Source organism: Metabacillus sp. 84 (genome assembly GCF_050107715.1).
In the GTDB taxonomy this organism is placed as follows: domain Bacteria; phylum Bacillota; class Bacilli; order Bacillales; family Bacillaceae; genus Metabacillus_B.
Window position 1 is genome coordinate 74,628 of record NZ_JBNILN010000013.1, and the last position, 16,138, is coordinate 90,765.

General features: G+C 46.1%; 18 protein-coding genes. 17 read left to right on the top strand and 1 reads right to left on the bottom strand.

All coding sequences use genetic code 11. The features are described 5' to 3' along the window. Positions 1-21 precede the first annotated feature (21 nt). From ACQCV8_RS17310 to ACQCV8_RS17390, 17 genes are all read left to right on the top strand, one after another. Positions 22-1,350: an NfeD family protein gene (locus tag ACQCV8_RS17310; protein WP_426846607.1), complete on the top strand. Its 1,329-nt coding sequence runs from the start codon at positions 22-24 to the stop codon at positions 1,348-1,350. A gap of 13 nt (positions 1,351-1,363) precedes the next feature. After that, positions 1,364-2,353, top strand: a complete 990-nt coding sequence (gene floA, locus ACQCV8_RS17315) for a flotillin-like protein FloA (RefSeq protein ID WP_426846567.1) — start codon at positions 1,364-1,366, stop codon at positions 2,351-2,353. A gap of 11 nt (positions 2,354-2,364) precedes the next feature. Beyond that, a complete protein-coding gene (locus ACQCV8_RS17320; protein ID WP_426846569.1) occupies positions 2,365-2,802 on the top strand; it encodes a hypothetical protein in 438 nt (145 codons plus the stop codon). A 60-nt stretch (positions 2,803-2,862) separates the two neighbouring features. Then, positions 2,863-3,147: a sporulation protein YqfC gene (yqfC, locus tag ACQCV8_RS17325; RefSeq protein WP_426846571.1), complete on the top strand. Its 285-nt coding sequence runs from the start codon at positions 2,863-2,865 to the stop codon at positions 3,145-3,147. A gap of 29 nt (positions 3,148-3,176) precedes the next feature. After that, a complete protein-coding gene (yqfD, locus tag ACQCV8_RS17330) occupies positions 3,177-4,364 on the top strand; it encodes a sporulation protein YqfD (protein WP_426846573.1) in 1,188 nt (395 codons plus the stop codon). A 3-nt stretch (positions 4,365-4,367) separates the two neighbouring features. Further along, positions 4,368-5,330 (top strand): PhoH family protein, encoded by a 963-nt coding sequence (locus ACQCV8_RS17335; protein ID WP_426846575.1) that lies wholly within the window; start codon positions 4,368-4,370, stop codon positions 5,328-5,330. An 82-nt stretch (positions 5,331-5,412) separates the two neighbouring features. Then, positions 5,413-7,578: an HD family phosphohydrolase gene (locus ACQCV8_RS17340; RefSeq protein WP_426846577.1), complete on the top strand. Its 2,166-nt coding sequence runs from the start codon at positions 5,413-5,415 to the stop codon at positions 7,576-7,578. Then, on the top strand, positions 7,575-8,066 hold the full coding sequence (gene ybeY / locus ACQCV8_RS17345; protein ID WP_426846579.1) for an rRNA maturation RNase YbeY: 492 nt from the start codon (positions 7,575-7,577) through the stop codon (positions 8,064-8,066). The genes ACQCV8_RS17340 and ybeY overlap by 4 nt, the downstream gene beginning before the upstream one ends. Continuing rightward, on the top strand, positions 8,038-8,424 hold the full coding sequence (locus tag ACQCV8_RS17350) for a diacylglycerol kinase (protein WP_426846581.1): 387 nt from the start codon (positions 8,038-8,040) through the stop codon (positions 8,422-8,424). Before ybeY ends, ACQCV8_RS17350 begins: the two co-directional genes overlap by 29 nt. Before the next feature lie 113 nt (positions 8,425-8,537). Further along, positions 8,538-8,936: a cytidine deaminase gene (locus ACQCV8_RS17355; protein ID WP_426846583.1), complete on the top strand. Its 399-nt coding sequence runs from the start codon at positions 8,538-8,540 to the stop codon at positions 8,934-8,936. Beyond that, on the top strand, positions 8,929-9,837 hold the full coding sequence (era, locus tag ACQCV8_RS17360) for a GTPase Era (RefSeq protein ID WP_426846585.1): 909 nt from the start codon (positions 8,929-8,931) through the stop codon (positions 9,835-9,837). The genes ACQCV8_RS17355 and era overlap by 8 nt, the downstream gene beginning before the upstream one ends. Before the next feature lie 126 nt (positions 9,838-9,963). Continuing rightward, on the top strand, positions 9,964-10,107 hold the full coding sequence (locus ACQCV8_RS17365) for a YqzL family protein (RefSeq protein WP_426846587.1): 144 nt from the start codon (positions 9,964-9,966) through the stop codon (positions 10,105-10,107). 30 nt (positions 10,108-10,137) lie between these two features. Beyond that, the gene (gene recO, locus ACQCV8_RS17370) at positions 10,138-10,890 is read left to right on the top strand and encodes a DNA repair protein RecO (RefSeq protein ID WP_426846589.1); all 753 of its coding nucleotides are present in this window, start codon (positions 10,138-10,140) and stop codon (positions 10,888-10,890) included. A gap of 319 nt (positions 10,891-11,209) precedes the next feature. Next, positions 11,210-12,100 carry a glycine--tRNA ligase subunit alpha gene (gene glyQ / locus ACQCV8_RS17375; RefSeq protein WP_426846591.1) on the top strand — a complete coding sequence of 297 codons (891 nt, stop codon included), beginning with the start codon at positions 11,210-11,212 and terminating at the stop codon, positions 12,098-12,100. Beyond that, positions 12,093-14,162, top strand: coding sequence for a glycine--tRNA ligase subunit beta (glyS, locus tag ACQCV8_RS17380; protein ID WP_426846593.1), 2,070 nt, complete (start codon positions 12,093-12,095; stop codon positions 14,160-14,162). The genes glyQ and glyS overlap by 8 nt, the downstream gene beginning before the upstream one ends. Before the next feature lie 148 nt (positions 14,163-14,310). Next, entirely contained in the window at positions 14,311-14,949 is a 639-nt protein-coding gene (locus tag ACQCV8_RS17385; RefSeq protein WP_426846609.1) for a helix-turn-helix transcriptional regulator, read from the top strand. Between the two features lie 23 nt (positions 14,950-14,972). Next, positions 14,973-15,779: a pyruvate, water dikinase regulatory protein gene (locus ACQCV8_RS17390; protein ID WP_426846595.1), complete on the top strand. Its 807-nt coding sequence runs from the start codon at positions 14,973-14,975 to the stop codon at positions 15,777-15,779. 20 nt (positions 15,780-15,799) lie between these two features. Here ACQCV8_RS17390 and ACQCV8_RS17395 read toward each other — a convergent pair. Then, positions 15,800-16,138 (bottom strand): hypothetical protein (locus ACQCV8_RS17395; RefSeq protein ID WP_426846597.1); only part of this gene is annotated, 339 nt, incomplete at its 5' end.

Sequence of the window (16,138 nt, forward strand, 5' to 3'; positions counted from 1 at the left end):
CCTGGAAGGAGGAGATGGAGCATAAAAGCGGGAAGAATTGTAATCGTTTGCGTTTTCTTCTTTTTAGTCAGTTTGACAGCTGTGGCGATTTTCCCCGCTAAGGGAGCGGAGACAAAGGGCGGAATGGTTATTCCGGTGAAAGATGAAGTAGACTCAGTTATGGCAGGTTTTATAGAGCGCTCCGTCACTAAGGCAGAGAATGACGGGCTCGCACACATCATCTTGGATATGAATACGCCGGGCGGTTCCCTGCAAGCAGCTTTGGACATATCGGAGCAGCTCAGAGAAACGAAGATTCCTGTAACTGCGTTTGTTAATACAAGGGCGCTTTCTGCGGGGGCATACATCGCGCTCAGTGCAGATTCCATTTATGTGAAGGATCAGTCCAAGATGGGGGCAGCAGCTGTAATCAGAGGGAACGGAAGCGATGCCGACAAGAAAACGCAATCGTTTTGGCTCGCTGAACTAAAAGAAACCGCTGAAAGCAGCGGACGCGATCCTAAATATGCGCTGGCCATGGCAGATGATTCAGTTGATCTTCCTGAAGTTAATGCCGGGAAAGGCAAGCTGCTGACGTTAACTGGAGAACAGGCGCTGGAGGTCGGATATGCAGAAGGGAAGGCATCTGCTTTAAAAGATGTTTTGTCTAACCTGAATGTATCTGATTCAGGCACGCAAACCGCTGAGATGGGTTTTGCTGACCACGCAGCCAGGTTTCTTACGAATCCGGCAGTGATCCCCATCCTGCTGACTATTGCCTTGCTGGGCCTTCTGCTGGAGCTTTACACTCCAGGCTTCGGTATTTTCGGCTTCATTGGATTATCCGCCTTGTTTCTATTCTTTTTCGGCCATTTGGCTGCCGGTCTTGCCGGTATGGATGCTGTCCTGTTTTTCATAGGAGGGATTATCTTATTAATCCTGGAATTATTTCTTCCGGGCGGAATAGTCGGGCTGGCGGGAGCAGGAGCAATCGGCTACAGCTTTTATATATCCTCAAGCAATCCCGCCTGGACGATTTATTCAATCGGCATTGCACTTGCCGTATGTGTCATTGCTTCTATTCTAATAACGAGGGTGTTTGGGAAAAAGATGAAATTTTTTAAAAAGTTTATTCTTTCAGACTCCACTGATACGAAGAGCGGCTATATTTCAAACCGGACCAGATCAGAATTAATCGGGAAAACAGGTGTTTGTCTTACTTCACTTAGGCCATCGGGTACCATCCTGATCGATGATGAGCGAGTAGATGCCGTTTCAGAGGGTACGTATACAGAAAAAGGAAAGACTGTAAAGGTAGTAAAAACTGAAGGAATGCGAGTAGTGGTTAGAGAAGTAGAATCAGCACAATGACAGGAGGATATGTATGGATCCATCTACTTTATTAACGATTGGATTAGTAGCTGCCGGAATTGTTGTTTTAGGGATATTTTTTACATTTGTACCCGTCATGCTCTGGATCTCGGCGCTTGCTGCAGGTGTAAGAGTCAGTATATTTACACTGGTTGGAATGAGACTGAGAAGGGTCACGCCAAGCAGAGTTATTAACCCGCTGATCAAAGCCTATAAAGCGGGCCTTGGAGTCACGACAAACCAGCTGGAAAGCCACTATCTTGCCGGGGGAAACGTTGACAGGGTCGTCAATGCGCTTATTGCTGCCGAAAGAGCCAACATTGAGCTGAGCTTTGAGCGCTGTGCAGCCATTGATCTGGCCGGCCGTGATGTGCTGGAAGCCGTTCAAATGAGCGTTAACCCTAAAGTCATAGAGACCCCGTTTATTGCGGGGGTCGCGATGGATGGAATTGAAGTGAAAGCAAAGGCCCGTATCACGGTAAGAGCCAATATTGACCGTCTTGTAGGGGGAGCGGGTGAAGAAACCATTATAGCTCGTGTAGGGGAAGGAATCGTAAGTACAATCGGGAGCTCGGGAAACCACAAGAAGGTATTGGAAAACCCGGATATGATTTCTCAAACGGTATTGAACAAAGGGCTTGATTCAGGCACAGCCTTTGAAATTCTCTCGATTGATATTGCAGACGTGGACATCGGCAAAAATATTGGAGCCATCCTCCAGACCGATCAGGCGGAAGCAGATAAGAATATTGCCCAGGCTAAGGCGGAAGAGCGAAGGGCTATGGCCGTTGCTCAGGAGCAGGAAATGAGAGCGCGGGTAGAAGAAATGCGTGCAAAGGTAGTAGAAGCAGAAGCTACGGTTCCACTGGCAATGGCAGAGGCGCTTAAACAGGGCAACATTGGTGTAATGGATTACTTGAATATCCAAAACCTGTCCGCCGATACAGATATGAGAGATTCACTTGGAAAAATGAACAAACCCGATGACTCCGATTCCAGATAGGAGGGACCAGCATGCAAGGGGTAGAATCGCTGATTAATGCTATTGCAGGCAATCCGATCATTTCAGCTGCCGTTCTTTGGATCGGGGGAGTATTGCTTTCAAGGATATTTAAAAACAAAGAAGAGAAACCCTCCGAAGGCGCTCTTCCAGCATCAGGAAGAAAACCAGAATCGCCGCCTGCAAATGATTTACCTGAAAAGGCGGAGCGTACCATGCAGGATATATACGAAAAAGCTAAGGTACAGACACGCGAGAACCGGCAAAGCAGTTTCAATAGACGCAGGAAAGAAGAGCTGACGGTTGTAAAACTGGAGGAACCTGAGAAGGGCAAAAGGAAAACGGGAGCTGTCCATAACCCTGCCCTGAACGGAATCATCTGGGCTGAAATCATCGGAAAGCCAAGATCCATTAATCCGCACTATACGAGAAAGCCAAAAATAAGACCGTAAGATTCATGTATTAGAACCCCGCTTCGCTCATACATATGAGATGAAGGGGGGTTCTTTTTTATGGCAAAAAAATGGAGCAGCCGCATTGCAAATTGGATTACGAAAACCATTGAACTCCCGCCTGATGTCATGATGGATTTGCCGCGGATTACAATGGTCGGGCAGCTGCATATTTACATTGAGAACCACCGGGGCCTGCTGAAATTTACCGATCAGGAAATCAGGCTTCTCCTCAAACAGGGGCAGCTTCTGATAAGAGGAGAAAGCTTTGTCATAAGAACGATTTTACCTGAGGAAATCATGCTTGAAGGAAAAATCGAGCATGTCCAATACGTTGAACAGTAACGGCAAAACGGGAGTGGAGGAGAAGGGGTTTGAAAAACAGCTGGACAAACTTCTGGATTGGCTATGTACAGGTAAAAGCTGCAGGAAAAGGCCATGAGCGAATGATCAACGACTGCATCCGGAATGATATAATGATCTGGAATGCTAAAAATGAAGGGGATCAGACGATTTCCTTTTTTATTCGGCTTAAAGATGTACATGCCTTCAGGGCAGTGCAAAGAAATCATGACTGCAAATGCACGTTTATCAGCAGAAAGGGTCTTCCTTTCGAAATGAAAAGAGCATGGAAGAACAGCGGTTTTGCCGGAGGTATTGGATTGTTCCTTGCTGCCTTGTTTATGCTCTCCAATATGATCTGGTCGATTGAAGTGCAGGGGGCTAAACCGGAAACAGAGCACCTGATTGTGAAAGAGCTGGACAAAATGGGAGTTAAGCCGGGAGCTGTTCAATTTCTGACACACGATGCAGATGACATCCAAAAAATCCTCACAGACCGGATTCGCGCCCTTACATGGGTTGGCGTCGAGCTGAAGGGAACATCCTATCATTTGAAAGTGGTGGAAAAAAACACTCCGGAGCAGGAAGAGTATGCAAGCCCGAGACATATTGTAGCCAAAAAAAAGGCTGTCATCACAAGGATGTATGTGGAGCAGGGCAAACCCGTAGCAATGGTTCATGACCACGTGCAGAAAGGACAGCTCTTAGTATCAGGCTTAATAGGCGGAGAAAAGACCAGTAAAGCTGTACCGGCAAAAGCGGAAATTTTCGGGGAAACGTGGTATGAATCAACGGTAGAAGTGCCTTTAAAGACTAACTTCAGCGTATTTACCGGAAATCAATCCGTTAAACATTATGTTTCAGTCAGCGGCCTTGATTTGCAGGTATGGGGTTTCAGACAAGAAGAGCCTGGGGAATACGCCGCAGAACGGGACAAAAGAGAGCTGATGTTCCTGGGATGGAAAACACCGTTTGCGTATATGAAAGAGACAAAAAGGGAAAAGGAAGAAGTAAGCAGAAGCTACAATGAAAAAGGAGCCCTTAAGGCCGGGATCCAAATGGGGAAAGAGGATCTTTTGCAAAAAATTGGAGAAAAAGGCCGAATCTCCGGCCAAAAAGTTTTGCACCAAAGGAATGAGAATGGTAAAGTAAAATTGAAAATACTTTACCAGGTAATAGAAGACATTGTGAAAACTACGCCAATCATTCAGGGAGACTAAAGAATGCCAGAAGACTTAGTGTCAATGAATCAGAAATTAGAAAATCCGAATGAAGCTGTTATGCTGTTCGGAAACCAGGATATTCACCTGAAAAGGCTCGAGGAAGAGCTTGAGGTCACGATCGTAACCAGGGGTGAAGCGCTTTACGTTTCAGGAGATTCAGTAAATGTGCAGCTTACTGATGATATATTGCAGGCTTTGCTGAACGTGATCCGCAAAGGAATCGTCATTTCCGAAAGAGATGTCATATACGCTGTTGGCATGGCGAAAAGACAGAAGCTGGATGAGTTTCAGGCTCTGTTTACTGAAGAAATCACTAAAAATGCCAAAGGAAAGCCAATCCGGATTAAAACACTGGGCCAGAGACACTATATTTCTGCTATCAGGAAGGACGATCTTGTATTTGGGATTGGTCCGGCGGGGACGGGCAAGACCTATCTTGCAGTAGTAATGGCGGTTAACTCTCTTAAAAGCGGAGCCGTTAAACGAATTGTTTTGACAAGACCCGCTGTAGAAGCCGGAGAAAGCCTCGGATTCCTGCCAGGAGACTTAAAAGAAAAGGTCGACCCGTATTTGCGTCCGCTATACGACGCTCTTCATGATGTACTGGGAATGGAACATACAGAAAGGCTGATGGAGAGAGGCACAATCGAAATCGCTCCGCTCGCTTACATGAGAGGCCGTACACTGGATGATGCCTTCGTTATTCTTGATGAATCACAGAATACGACACCTGCTCAAATGAAAATGTTTCTGACGAGGCTCGGTTTCGGCTCGAAAATGGTTGTTACCGGGGATATCACCCAGGTGGATCTTCCAAAAGGCGTTAAATCCGGACTCGCCATTTCACGGCAAACCCTTAATCAAGTCAATGGAATTTCGTTTGTTGAACTGGAGCAGTCAGATGTAGTCAGACACCCTCTTGTTGGAAAAATCATTCAAGCTTACCAGAATAACGAGAGCTGATGACAGATGATCCGACCGGGTCATCTGTCTGTCTATAATCAGCGATTCGGCCTTTAACTTTAGCTGCAGGGAGGTGCCGGGCATGAAGAAAAAGAGGACAGGCTTAAAAAAACAAATCGATGTGATTAACCAGTACCGCTTTTTGCATTATATCGTGTATGTTCTCTTTGGGGCTGTTTTATTTGCTACCCTGTACGGGAGTGTAAAGCCGGAGAATCTCGATATAGAACTCCTCGATATTTCAAAGCAAACACTGTACTCCCCGATTACAGTAGTGGATACAGAGGAAACGGAACGGAAAAAAACGGAAGCGTATCAGCAAGTGGAGGATCAGTATAAGCTTGTTGAAGAGTACTCAGAAAGCCGGGTCACCCTGGTTAATTTTATTTACAATTCAGCTATTGAGGTAAATGAAGAGCCTCAGAAAACCGGACAGGAAGATCAGCAGGAAGATGCTGAAGTGAAACCGTTTACGGAAGAAGAAAAGCTGACTATGCTTGAAGAAAAGCTTGCAGATGGCCTTAAACAGAAAGTTTCCAGAGACACGCTGGTTCCCTTGCTCAGCGCTTCTCCTGAAGAGCTAAAAGTAGCAAAGGAATCTGTAGTTACTACGGTTAATAAAGTTATGAGCCGGGAGATATCCACAGATCAGCTGGATGATGCTAAGGAGCAGGCAGAGAAAGAGCTTCAATATTCCCCTCTTACCTCTGAAGTTTTGCAGTCTGCCATCGAAATCAGCCAGTATGCCATTATCCCCAATTACATATATGATGACGCAGCGACTACACAGAAAAGGCAGCAGGCGAAGGATAGTGTTAAAGAAAGTGTCATCAGGCAGGGGCAGATCATTGTTTCCGAAGGGCAGACTATTTCCCCTGAAATTTATCACAAGCTGGAACTTGCCGGCCTCGTGAATAATAAACAGTCATTTAAGCCGTTTTTAGGACTTTCCATCTTTGTCCTTCTAACGGTATCGGTCTTGATCTATTATTTTGAGAACCAGAAGAAGGCTTATGAGAACAAAAATCTCTCTCTTCTCCTGTTTTTCCTCGTGTTCACTATCGCCCTTTTGTTTATGAAAGCAATCAGCCTGTTCCAGCAGCTCGATATCGCTTACATCGGCCTGATCGTTCCTGCTGCTATGGGTCCTATGCTTGTAAAGCTGCTCATAAGCGAGCGGCAGGCGATCCTATCAAGCATCATACTTTCTGTATGCGGAAGCATCATTTTTAATGACGGAATTACAGGGACCTTCAATTTCAGCATGGGAATCTATTATCTCGCCGGCAGCCTGGCTGGTGTGCTGTTTTTAAATAAGCATAATCTCCGCTCGAGAATTCTTCAGGCAGGACTGCTCGTTTCCCTTGTGAACATTTTGATGATCACTGCGGTAACCATGATGCAGAACGGAAATTATTCGAATCTGGAGATTGGCAGCTATTTCATTATGGCAGCAATATCCGGGGCAGCTGCTTCGGTTTTGGCATTGGGAATTCAGCCGTTTTTTGAAACAGGCTTCGGCTTGCTTTCAACTTTACGCCTGATTGAGCTTTCCAATCCTAACCATCCATTGCTCCGGAAAATTCTGACCGAGACCCCGGGAACGTACCATCATAGCGTCATGGTAGCCAATTTGTCTGAGTCAGCCTGTGAGGCGATAGGTGCAAACGGGCTTCTAGCCAGGGTGGGAGCCTACTATCATGATATTGGCAAGACGAAGCGTCCGCAGTATTTTATTGAAAATCAAATGAAGATGGAAAACCCGCACGATAAGCTTTCTCCGCAGCTGAGCAAAAACGTGATTATTGCCCATGCTGCAGATGGTGCTGATATGCTGAGAAAGCATAAAATGCCGAAAGAGTTTGTCGATATTGCGGAACAGCATCACGGAACGAGCCTTTTGAAATATTTTTATTACAAAGCAAAAGAACGCGGCGATGAAATTCTTGAAGAAGAATTCCGGTATCCCGGTCCAAAACCGCAAACCCGCGAAATTGCTGTCATTTCAATTGCAGACAGCGTAGAGGCTGCCGTTCGTTCCATGTCGAGTCCGACTCCGGAACGCATCCAAAAGCTGGTGCGGGGGATTATTGCGGACCGGCTCCAGGATGGACAGCTTAACGAATGTGATTTAACATTAAAAGAACTGGATATTGTGGCACAATCCTTTTGTGAATCACTTAAAGGGATTTTCCATTCCCGAATTGAATATCCTGAACTAACAAAGCAGAAGGTGAAACAAGCATGAACAGCAAACGGCTTATAATAGACTTATCGGATGAAACGGCACTGCTGACCCCGGATGATCTCCTGATTGTAGAGGAGCTCTTACAGTTTGCTGCAGTCGAGGAGCAGGTGAAGGACGGGGCGGAAGTATCCGTTACCTTTACGGATAATGCCGGAATTCAGCAGATAAATAAAGAGTACAGACATAAAGATCAGCCGACGGATGTAATTTCCTTTGCTATGGAAGAGCAGGGGGAAGATGAAATAGAAATCATTGGTGTGGACATGCCTCAAGTTCTTGGAGACATTATCATTTCCGTTGAGAGAACAAAGGAGCAGGCCGAGGACTACGGCCACAGTTTTAAAAGGGAGCTGGGTTTTTTGGCGGTACACGGCTTTTTGCATTTGCTTGGCTATGATCACATGACAGACGAAGATGAAAAAGTAATGTTTACTAAGCAGAAGGGGATTTTAGATTCCTATGGGCTTACGAGATCAGAAAACCTCTGAAAGCAAGCGCCTTATACGGAGCTTTGTCTGCGCCTGGGATGGGATTATGGATGTTTTCCGTCATGAAAGGAATTTTCAGATTCATTGCTTTTTCACACTGGCAGCTGTCACTGCAGGGATCGTTTTCAGGATTTCAGCGGTCGAGTGGTTTATGATTACCGGGTCCATAGGGGCTGTGCTCTCACTTGAACTGATGAATACAGCGATCGAACGGACTGTGGATCTTATTACGCTGGAAAGTCACCCGCTGGCAAAAGCAGCGAAGGATGCGGCGGCAGGAGCTGTACTCATCGCAGCCGTCACAGCCGTCATTATCGGCCTGCTCATATTTGTCCCTAGACTTCTGGGTATTTTTTAGAATATTCTAATTATTTATTTTAATTTTCCCTGTGCAGACGTGAAAAAGCAGACGCAATAGGGTAAAATAAAAGCAGATACGGCTGATTTGAAGATGAAAGGATGACTCGCGGCATGAACATAGAACAATTAATCACCGAAGCAAAGGCAGCTCGGGAAAGAGCGTATGTGCCCTATTCTAAATTTAAAGTTGGCGCAGCGCTGTTATCCAAATCAGGTAAAATATTCGGCGGTTGCAACATAGAAAATGCCGCGTACAGCATGTGCAATTGTGCGGAGCGCACTGCATTGTTTAAAGCGTATTCTGAAGGTGAACAGGATTATGAGGCAATCGCGGTTGTAGCGGATACAGCAAGACCTGTACCGCCGTGCGGGGCATGCCGGCAGGTAATTTCTGAGCTTTGCAGCAAAGATATGAAAGTAATATTAACGAACATGAACGGGGATATCGAACACCTTACAGTGGGCGATCTATTGCCTGGAGCATTTTCAGCGGAGGATTTAAATGACTAAAAATGGCTATAAATCAGGGTTTGTTTCCATTATTGGCCGTCCGAATGTAGGTAAATCAACATTTCTTAACCGGGTAATCGGACAGAAAATTGCCATTATGAGCGACAAGCCCCAAACAACACGCAATAAAATTCAAGGGGTTCTCACAACGGATGATGCTCAGACAATCTTTATCGACACACCGGGTATTCATAAACCGAAGCATAAGCTTGGCGACTTTATGATGAAGGTAGCCCAAAATACCTTGCGGGAAGTAGATTTGATCATGTTTATGATCAATGCAGAAGAAGGGTACGGACGCGGCGATGAATTTATCATTGAAAAGCTAAAAGAAGTAAAGACACCGGTCTTTCTTGTCATCAATAAAATTGATCAGCTTCATCCGGATCAGATTTTTCCTCTGATCGAAAAGTACAAAGCCCTATATCCTTTCAAAGAAGTGGTGCCGATTTCCGCTCTGCAGGGAAACAATGTGGAAACCCTTCTTCAGCAAATTCAGTCGTATTTGCCTGAAGGACCGCAATACTATCCGGCAGATCAGGTGACAGACCATCCGGAACGGTTTATTATTTCCGAGCTGGTCAGGGAAAAGGTTCTCCATCTGACCAGAGAGGAAATTCCCCATTCCGTAGCGGTCGTTATAGATGCAATCGAACGGCGGGAGGAAAATGCTTCCGTTTATGTAGCTGCGACGGTAGTTGTGGAGCGCGACTCCCAAAAAGGAATCGTCATCGGCAAGCAGGGAAAGATGCTGAAGGAAGTCGGGCAGCGCGCAAGGGTGGATATTGAAGCACTCCTCGGTTCCAAAGTATTTCTTGAACTGTGGGTAAAGGTTCAGAAAGACTGGAGAAATAAGATGAACCAGCTGAGAGATTACGGGTTCCGGGAAGATGAATACTAATTTTAATTTTGTAAAGCACAAATTAACAAATATTGTTTAACATGATAAGAAGGAGCCGGGGTCATCCTATCAATAAGAAAATTGGTATAAGCTTTTCTGTTCTTCTAGACGAAAGGTGGGGGTAACATGAAGGATTTTACCTGGCAGGTATTTTATCAGACAGGTAATATTGACACGTATCTTCTTTTTAAGGAAATGGAAAAGGAGCATGCTGATGGACCCGAGGCACAGGAGGATGAGCTGGCCAGTCCCGATTTTCCGCTGATTTGATAACCGGCCCTTCCGAATGGAGAGGAAAAGGTGCTCCAAAAATGCGAAGGAATCATCATACGATCCTCCAATTACGGGGAAAACAATAAAATTGTAACGATTTACACGAGAGAGCTGGGTAAAGTCGGAGTCATGGCTAGAGGGGCGAAAAAACCAAACAGCCGTTTATCTGCCATGACCCAGCTTTTTACTTATGGAATGTTTATGTTTCATAAATCATCCGGTCTGGGCAGCCTGCAGCAGGCTGAAACGATTGCATCCATGCGGTCGATCAGAGAAGATCTATTTCTGACCGCTTATGCATCCTATATGGCTGAACTTCTGGACAAAGGAACAGAAAATCTCCAGCGCAATCCGTTTCTTTTTGAGCTTTTTCTTCAACTCTTTCAGCATTTGGATGAAGGGCTTGATCCAGATATATTATTGCGCATGTTTGAGCTTAAAATGCTTCCCGTTTTGGGAATTACCCCTCATTTAAACGGGTGTGCAAATTGCGGAAGTACAGAGGGCACTTTCCATTTTTCTGTCCGTGAAGCAGGCTTTTTGTGCCATCGCTGTTTTGAAATGGATCCTTACCGCCTTCCCATTTCACAGGGAACTGTGAAAATGCTGAGGCTGCTCTACTTCTTTGAATTAAACCGCCTTGGGAAAATATCGGTCAAAGAAGAAACCAAAAAGGAACTGAAGCTCGTCCTGGACAGCTACTATCAGGAATACTCTGGTCTGTACCTGAAATCCAAACGGTTTATGGACCAGATGGAGAGTTTGCGTGATCAGCTCTAAGCCGGTTGACATCCTGTTCAATTTTCATTATGATTCGTATATAATCAATCGATAAACATCCATGCGAAGAAGGAAAGAAGTATCAGCATCCGCTTGTATGAAGCGAATCCGGGACGGTGAAAGCCGGATTGCAGGCAGCTGGGAAAGGCATTCCGGAGCATGTTCAGTTAAAAGAGGGGAAGACAGGGGCGAATTTCTCCCGGTCTCCCAAGTAGGGTGGAACCGCGGGTAACTCTCGTCCCTATGTCATGATTGAATGGCATAGGGGCGGGAGTTTTTTCTCGTTTCGCTGCCGCTTTATAAATTGGAGGGAAAAGAAATGAACATTCAAAATATGATCTTGACGCTGCAAAAGCACTGGTCAGATCAAGGCTGTATTTTAATGCAAGCCTACGATACTGAAAAAGGTGCCGGAACAATGAGCCCTTACACATTTTTACGGGCAATCGGACCTGAGCCCTGGAATGTTGCTTACGTTGAACCTTCAAGACGCCCGGCAGACGGACGCTATGGGGAAAATCCGAACAGGCTTTATCAGCATCATCAGTTCCAAGTCATTATGAAGCCATCACCGGATAACATTCAGGAGCTTTACCTGGATTCATTGAAAGCATTGGGGATTGACCCGTTAAAGCATGATATCCGTTTTGTTGAAGATAACTGGGAGAACCCTTCATTAGGCTGTGCAGGACTGGGCTGGGAAGTCTGGCTGGATGGCATGGAAATTACCCAGTTCACCTACTTTCAGCAGGTTGGCGGGCTGGAATGCAAGCCGGTTTCTGTGGAAATTACATATGGCATTGAGCGGCTGGCCTCTTACATTCAAGACAAAGAAAACGTGTTTGATCTCGAGTGGACAGAAGGATATACAGTGAAGGACATTTTTGGAATGCCGGAGTATGAACATTCCAAATACACGTTTGAGACGTCTGATCCCGAGATGCTCTTTCATTTATTTACAGTTTACGAAAAGGAAGCACACCGTCAGATGGATGAAGGTCTTGTCCATCCCGCGTATGATTACGTGCTGAAGTGCTCTCATACGTTTAATCTGCTGGACGCAAGGGGAGCCATCTCGGTGACGGAACGGACCGGCTACATCGGCCGGGTCCGTAACTTGGCGCGTAAAGTGGCAAAGACGTTCTATGATGAAAGGGAAAAATTAGGCTTCCCTATGGTAAAGGATGAGGAGGCGGAAATTCATGAATAATCGAGATCTGCTGCTGGAAATCAGACTGGAGGAATTGCCTGCCAGGTTTGTTACCAGCTCGATGAACCAGCTTGGAGAAAAAATGGAAGGCTGGCTTAACGAACTTGCCATTCCGTATCAGTCCATTCACCGGCTTTCAACCCCCCGCCGGCTGGCCGTTCTTGTCAAAGGACTGGCTGAAAAGCAGGAGGATGTTACAGAAGAAGCAAAAGGACCATCAAGAAAGATTGCTTTAGATTCAGAAGGGAATTGGAGTAAAGCTGCAATTGGGTTCTCCCGCGGCCAGGGTGCTGCCGTAGAGGACATTTATTTTAAAGAAATAAACGGGGTTGAATACGTTCATGTCCAAAAGCATATAAAAGGCAAGCTTACCTTTGAGCTGCTCAAAGGCCTTGATAAAGTAGTATCCAGTCTGACCTTTCCCAAAAATATGAGATGGGGAACTCAGGATATGCGGTATGCGCGCCCGATTAAGAGCATAACCGCTTTATTCGGCTCAGAGGTTATTCCTTTTGAGCTTGCAGGGGTGCACAGCAGCCATACGACAAGCGGCCATCGTTTCCTTGGCTCGAACTCCATCCGCATTGAGAGCCCGTCAAGCTATGAGGATCAGCTTAGAGATCAATATGTCATCGCTGATCCGGACGTGCGGAAGGATACGATCCGAAAGCAGCTGGACCGCTTGGGCTCTGAAAATAGCTGGGTAATTCCGGTTGATGAAGAGCTTCTTGAGGAAGTAAACAATCTCGTTGAATATCCTACTGCTCTGTATGGCAATTTTGAAAAGGATTATCTTTCCCTTCCTGAGGAAGTATTGGTCACCACAATGAAGGAACACCAGCGCTATTTCCCGGTAAAGGATCAAAACGGAGTCCTGCTCCCGCATTTTGTTACCGTCAGGAACGGGAATGAAGAGTATCTTGAGCAGGTGGCGCGGGGGAACGAAAAGGTTCTGAGAGCCCGTCTGTCCGATGCTGATTTCTTCTACAAAGAGGATCATAAACTGCAAATTGATGCCGCACTCAGCAAACTGGAAAAAGTCGTTTTCCACGAAGAATTGGGTACAGTTGGAGATAAAGTGAGAAGAGTTACAGCACTTACAGAATCCCTGGCTATGAGATTGGAACTGGATGAAACGGTTCGGTCAGATGCAAAACGGGCGGCTCAAATCAGCAAATTTGACCTGGTTTCCCATATGGTTTACGAGTTTCCGGAGCTGCAAGGGGTTATGGGAGAAAAGTATGCAAAAATTCTTGGCGAAAAAGAAGCGGTCGCCGCAGCCATCAATGAGCATTACAGCCCAAGACACTCGGATGACCCTGTTCCTGCATCTCAGGCTGGAGCTGTTGTATCCATTGCGGATAAGCTGGACACAATATGTGCGTTTTTCTCGATCGGCATGATCCCAACAGGATCTCAGGACCCTTATGCCCTAAGAAGACAAGCAAGCGGCATCGTCCAGATCCTTCTTGCTAATAACTGGAAGATCTCATTGCCTGAGCTGTTCCAGCTTTCCAACGGGCTTCTGCCATCCGCTCCATCTGAAAAACGAATAGAGGATTTAACAGGATTTTTCAAAATGAGAGCGAAATATGTTATGGATGAGAAGAAAATCCGCTATGACATAGTGGAAGCGATTCTTCAATCCTCTGATATGGAAGTTACCTCTATGGTTCAGCGTGCAGTCTTGCTGGACGCCGAAACTGCCGGTAAAGGATTTAAAGAAACAATTGAAGCCTTCTCACGGGTATTGAACATAGCAGGGAAAGCAGATGAAACTGCTGTCGTAAACCCAGAGCTATTTGAAAATGAACAAGAAGCAATCCTGCATCGAAAAGCAGAAGAAGCCATTGCCGGCTATCATCAAGCCACGGAGGCGTCCGATTTCCGAAGGGCATTTGCCTTCCTGAAGTCAATGACCCCTGAGATTACAGCTTATTTCGAGCATACAATGGTAATGGCAAAGGAAGAGGCAATCAAAACAAACCGGCTTGCCCAGATGAAGCAAATCGCCGAGGTGATCCATTCATTTGCCGAAACCAACGTAATCCTTGTAAAATAATGGGGGAGCCGGATCCTGTTTTTCAGGATCCACTGCTCTATTTCATGCCTTTTTTCTGCGGAGTATCATATATAATAGGTATGGTATCGTTTCATTCTTTACATAATCTTTGCGGAAGCAGCTGATCCGCAGAATGCCGGAACTGGTGGTGAGTCTAATCGAACTGAACAAGCGGCAGGAAATCATCCTTCAAATCGTGAAGGAAAACGGGCCGATAACCGGGGAACATATAGCGGATCAATTAAATCTGACACGTGCTACTCTGCGGCCTGACCTTGCCATCCTCACAATGTCTGGCTATCTCGAAGCAAGGCCAAGGGTGGGCTATTTTTATACAGGAAAAACGGGAAATCAATTGTTAAGTGATAAGCTCAAAAAGCTGCAGGTAAAGGATTTTCAATCCATCCCTGTAGTCGTAAGTGAAGGTGTCTCGGTGTACGATGCGATTGTCACCATGTTTCTGGAGGACGTAGGCACTTTATTTGTTGTAGATAAAGATTCACTGCTTGTCGGAGTACTCTCCAGAAAGGACCTTTTGCGCGCAAGCATTGGCAAACAGGAGCTTGCCTCCATCCCTGTAAACATCATCATGACACGGATGCCGAACATAACCGTCTGCCGGAATGATGACTATATCATGGACGTGGCAAAATCCCTTATAGAAAAGCAAATAGACGCCCTCCCGATCATCCGGGATACAGATAAAGGGTTTGAGGTCATTGGCAGGATCACAAAGACCAATATGACAAAAATTCTGATGAGGCTTGCAGATAACGATATTATTTAGCTTAAGGGAAGCGGGGGAACGGGATGAACAACCGAGTCATTTATGTAGTATCCGATTCAGTAGGGGAAACAGCAGAACTTGTCGTAAAAGCGGCAATCAGCCAGTTCAACGGTACAGCGGCGAATACCGTCATTAAGCGTATTCCGTATGTCGAGGACAAAACCACTCTTGAAGAGGTCGTATCCTATGCGCAAATGGACGGAGCCATCATTTGTTTTACACTCGTAGTCCCTGAATTGCGCCATTATCTGATCCAGCTTGCTTCGGTCAGAAACGTGCCGATTCACGACATCATCGGTCCGCTGATCGATAAAATGGAAACATCCTATGGCATTCAGGCAAAGTATGAGCCGGGCCGGGTTCGCAAGCTGGATGAAGATTATTTCAAAAAAGTAGAGGCGATTGAATTTGCCGTAAAATATGATGATGGCCGCGATCCGAGAGGACTTCTCAAAGCGGACATCATCCTGATCGGGGTATCAAGGACATCTAAAACCCCGTTGTCCCAATACCTTGCTCATAAACGCTTTAAAGTAGCCAACGTTCCAATCGTACCGGAAGTAGAACCGCCGGAAGAACTTTTTAAGATTCCTCCTAAGAAATGCATCGGTTTAAAAATCAGTGCTGAAAAGCTCAACAATATCCGGCGGGAGCGCCTAAAATCACTCGGCCTGAATGATCAGGCGATCTATGCAAATATTGACCGGATCAATGAAGAAATACAATACTTTGATAAAATCGTAGACCGAATCGGCTGCAACGTCATCGATGTATCCAATAAAGCGGTAGAAGAAACAGCAAACATCATCCAAACCATCATGAGTAAATAAGAAAAGCGGAGGGCGCTTGCTCAGCGCTGAGAGACGGTGGAGCTCTCGACCGAAAGGCGCACTTTGCCTTGACCGAGAGAGCGAAGCGGCCGAAGCGCTAGCGCCTGGAGCTGGACAATAAGAAAAGCGGAGGCGGCTTGTGCAGCCTCGACAAGCATAAGACAATCAGCCGGAGGAAGGCGTCCTCCCTTCCGCAGGATGAGTGGCTTATGACCTCGAGAGGCTAGCCGCCGGAGCTGGACAATAAGAAAAGCGGAGGCGGCTTGTGCAGCCTCGACAAGCATAAGACAATCAGCCGGAGGAAGGCGTCCTCCCTTCCGCAGGATGAGTGGCTTATGACCTCGAGAGGCTAGCCGCCG

Coding starts and splice junctions, on each gene's coding strand:
- floA (WP_426846567.1), top strand. CDS start 1,364: ATGGATCCATCTACTTTATTAACGATTGGATTAGTAGCTGCCGGAATT.
- ACQCV8_RS17320 (WP_426846569.1), top strand. CDS start 2,365: ATGCAAGGGGTAGAATCGCTGATTAATGCTATTGCAGGCAATCCGATC.
- yqfC (WP_426846571.1), top strand. CDS start 2,863: ATGGCAAAAAAATGGAGCAGCCGCATTGCAAATTGGATTACGAAAACC.
- ACQCV8_RS17335 (WP_426846575.1), top strand. CDS start 4,368: ATGCCAGAAGACTTAGTGTCAATGAATCAGAAATTAGAAAATCCGAAT.
- ACQCV8_RS17340 (WP_426846577.1), top strand. CDS start 5,413: ATGAAGAAAAAGAGGACAGGCTTAAAAAAACAAATCGATGTGATTAAC.
- ybeY (WP_426846579.1), top strand. CDS start 7,575: ATGAACAGCAAACGGCTTATAATAGACTTATCGGATGAAACGGCACTG.
- ACQCV8_RS17350 (WP_426846581.1), top strand. CDS start 8,038: ATGGGCTTACGAGATCAGAAAACCTCTGAAAGCAAGCGCCTTATACGG.
- ACQCV8_RS17355 (WP_426846583.1), top strand. CDS start 8,538: ATGAACATAGAACAATTAATCACCGAAGCAAAGGCAGCTCGGGAAAGA.
- era (WP_426846585.1), top strand. CDS start 8,929: ATGACTAAAAATGGCTATAAATCAGGGTTTGTTTCCATTATTGGCCGT.
- ACQCV8_RS17365 (WP_426846587.1), top strand. CDS start 9,964: ATGAAGGATTTTACCTGGCAGGTATTTTATCAGACAGGTAATATTGAC.
- glyQ (WP_426846591.1), top strand. CDS start 11,210: ATGAACATTCAAAATATGATCTTGACGCTGCAAAAGCACTGGTCAGAT.
- glyS (WP_426846593.1), top strand. CDS start 12,093: ATGAATAATCGAGATCTGCTGCTGGAAATCAGACTGGAGGAATTGCCT.
- ACQCV8_RS17390 (WP_426846595.1), top strand. CDS start 14,973: ATGAACAACCGAGTCATTTATGTAGTATCCGATTCAGTAGGGGAAACA.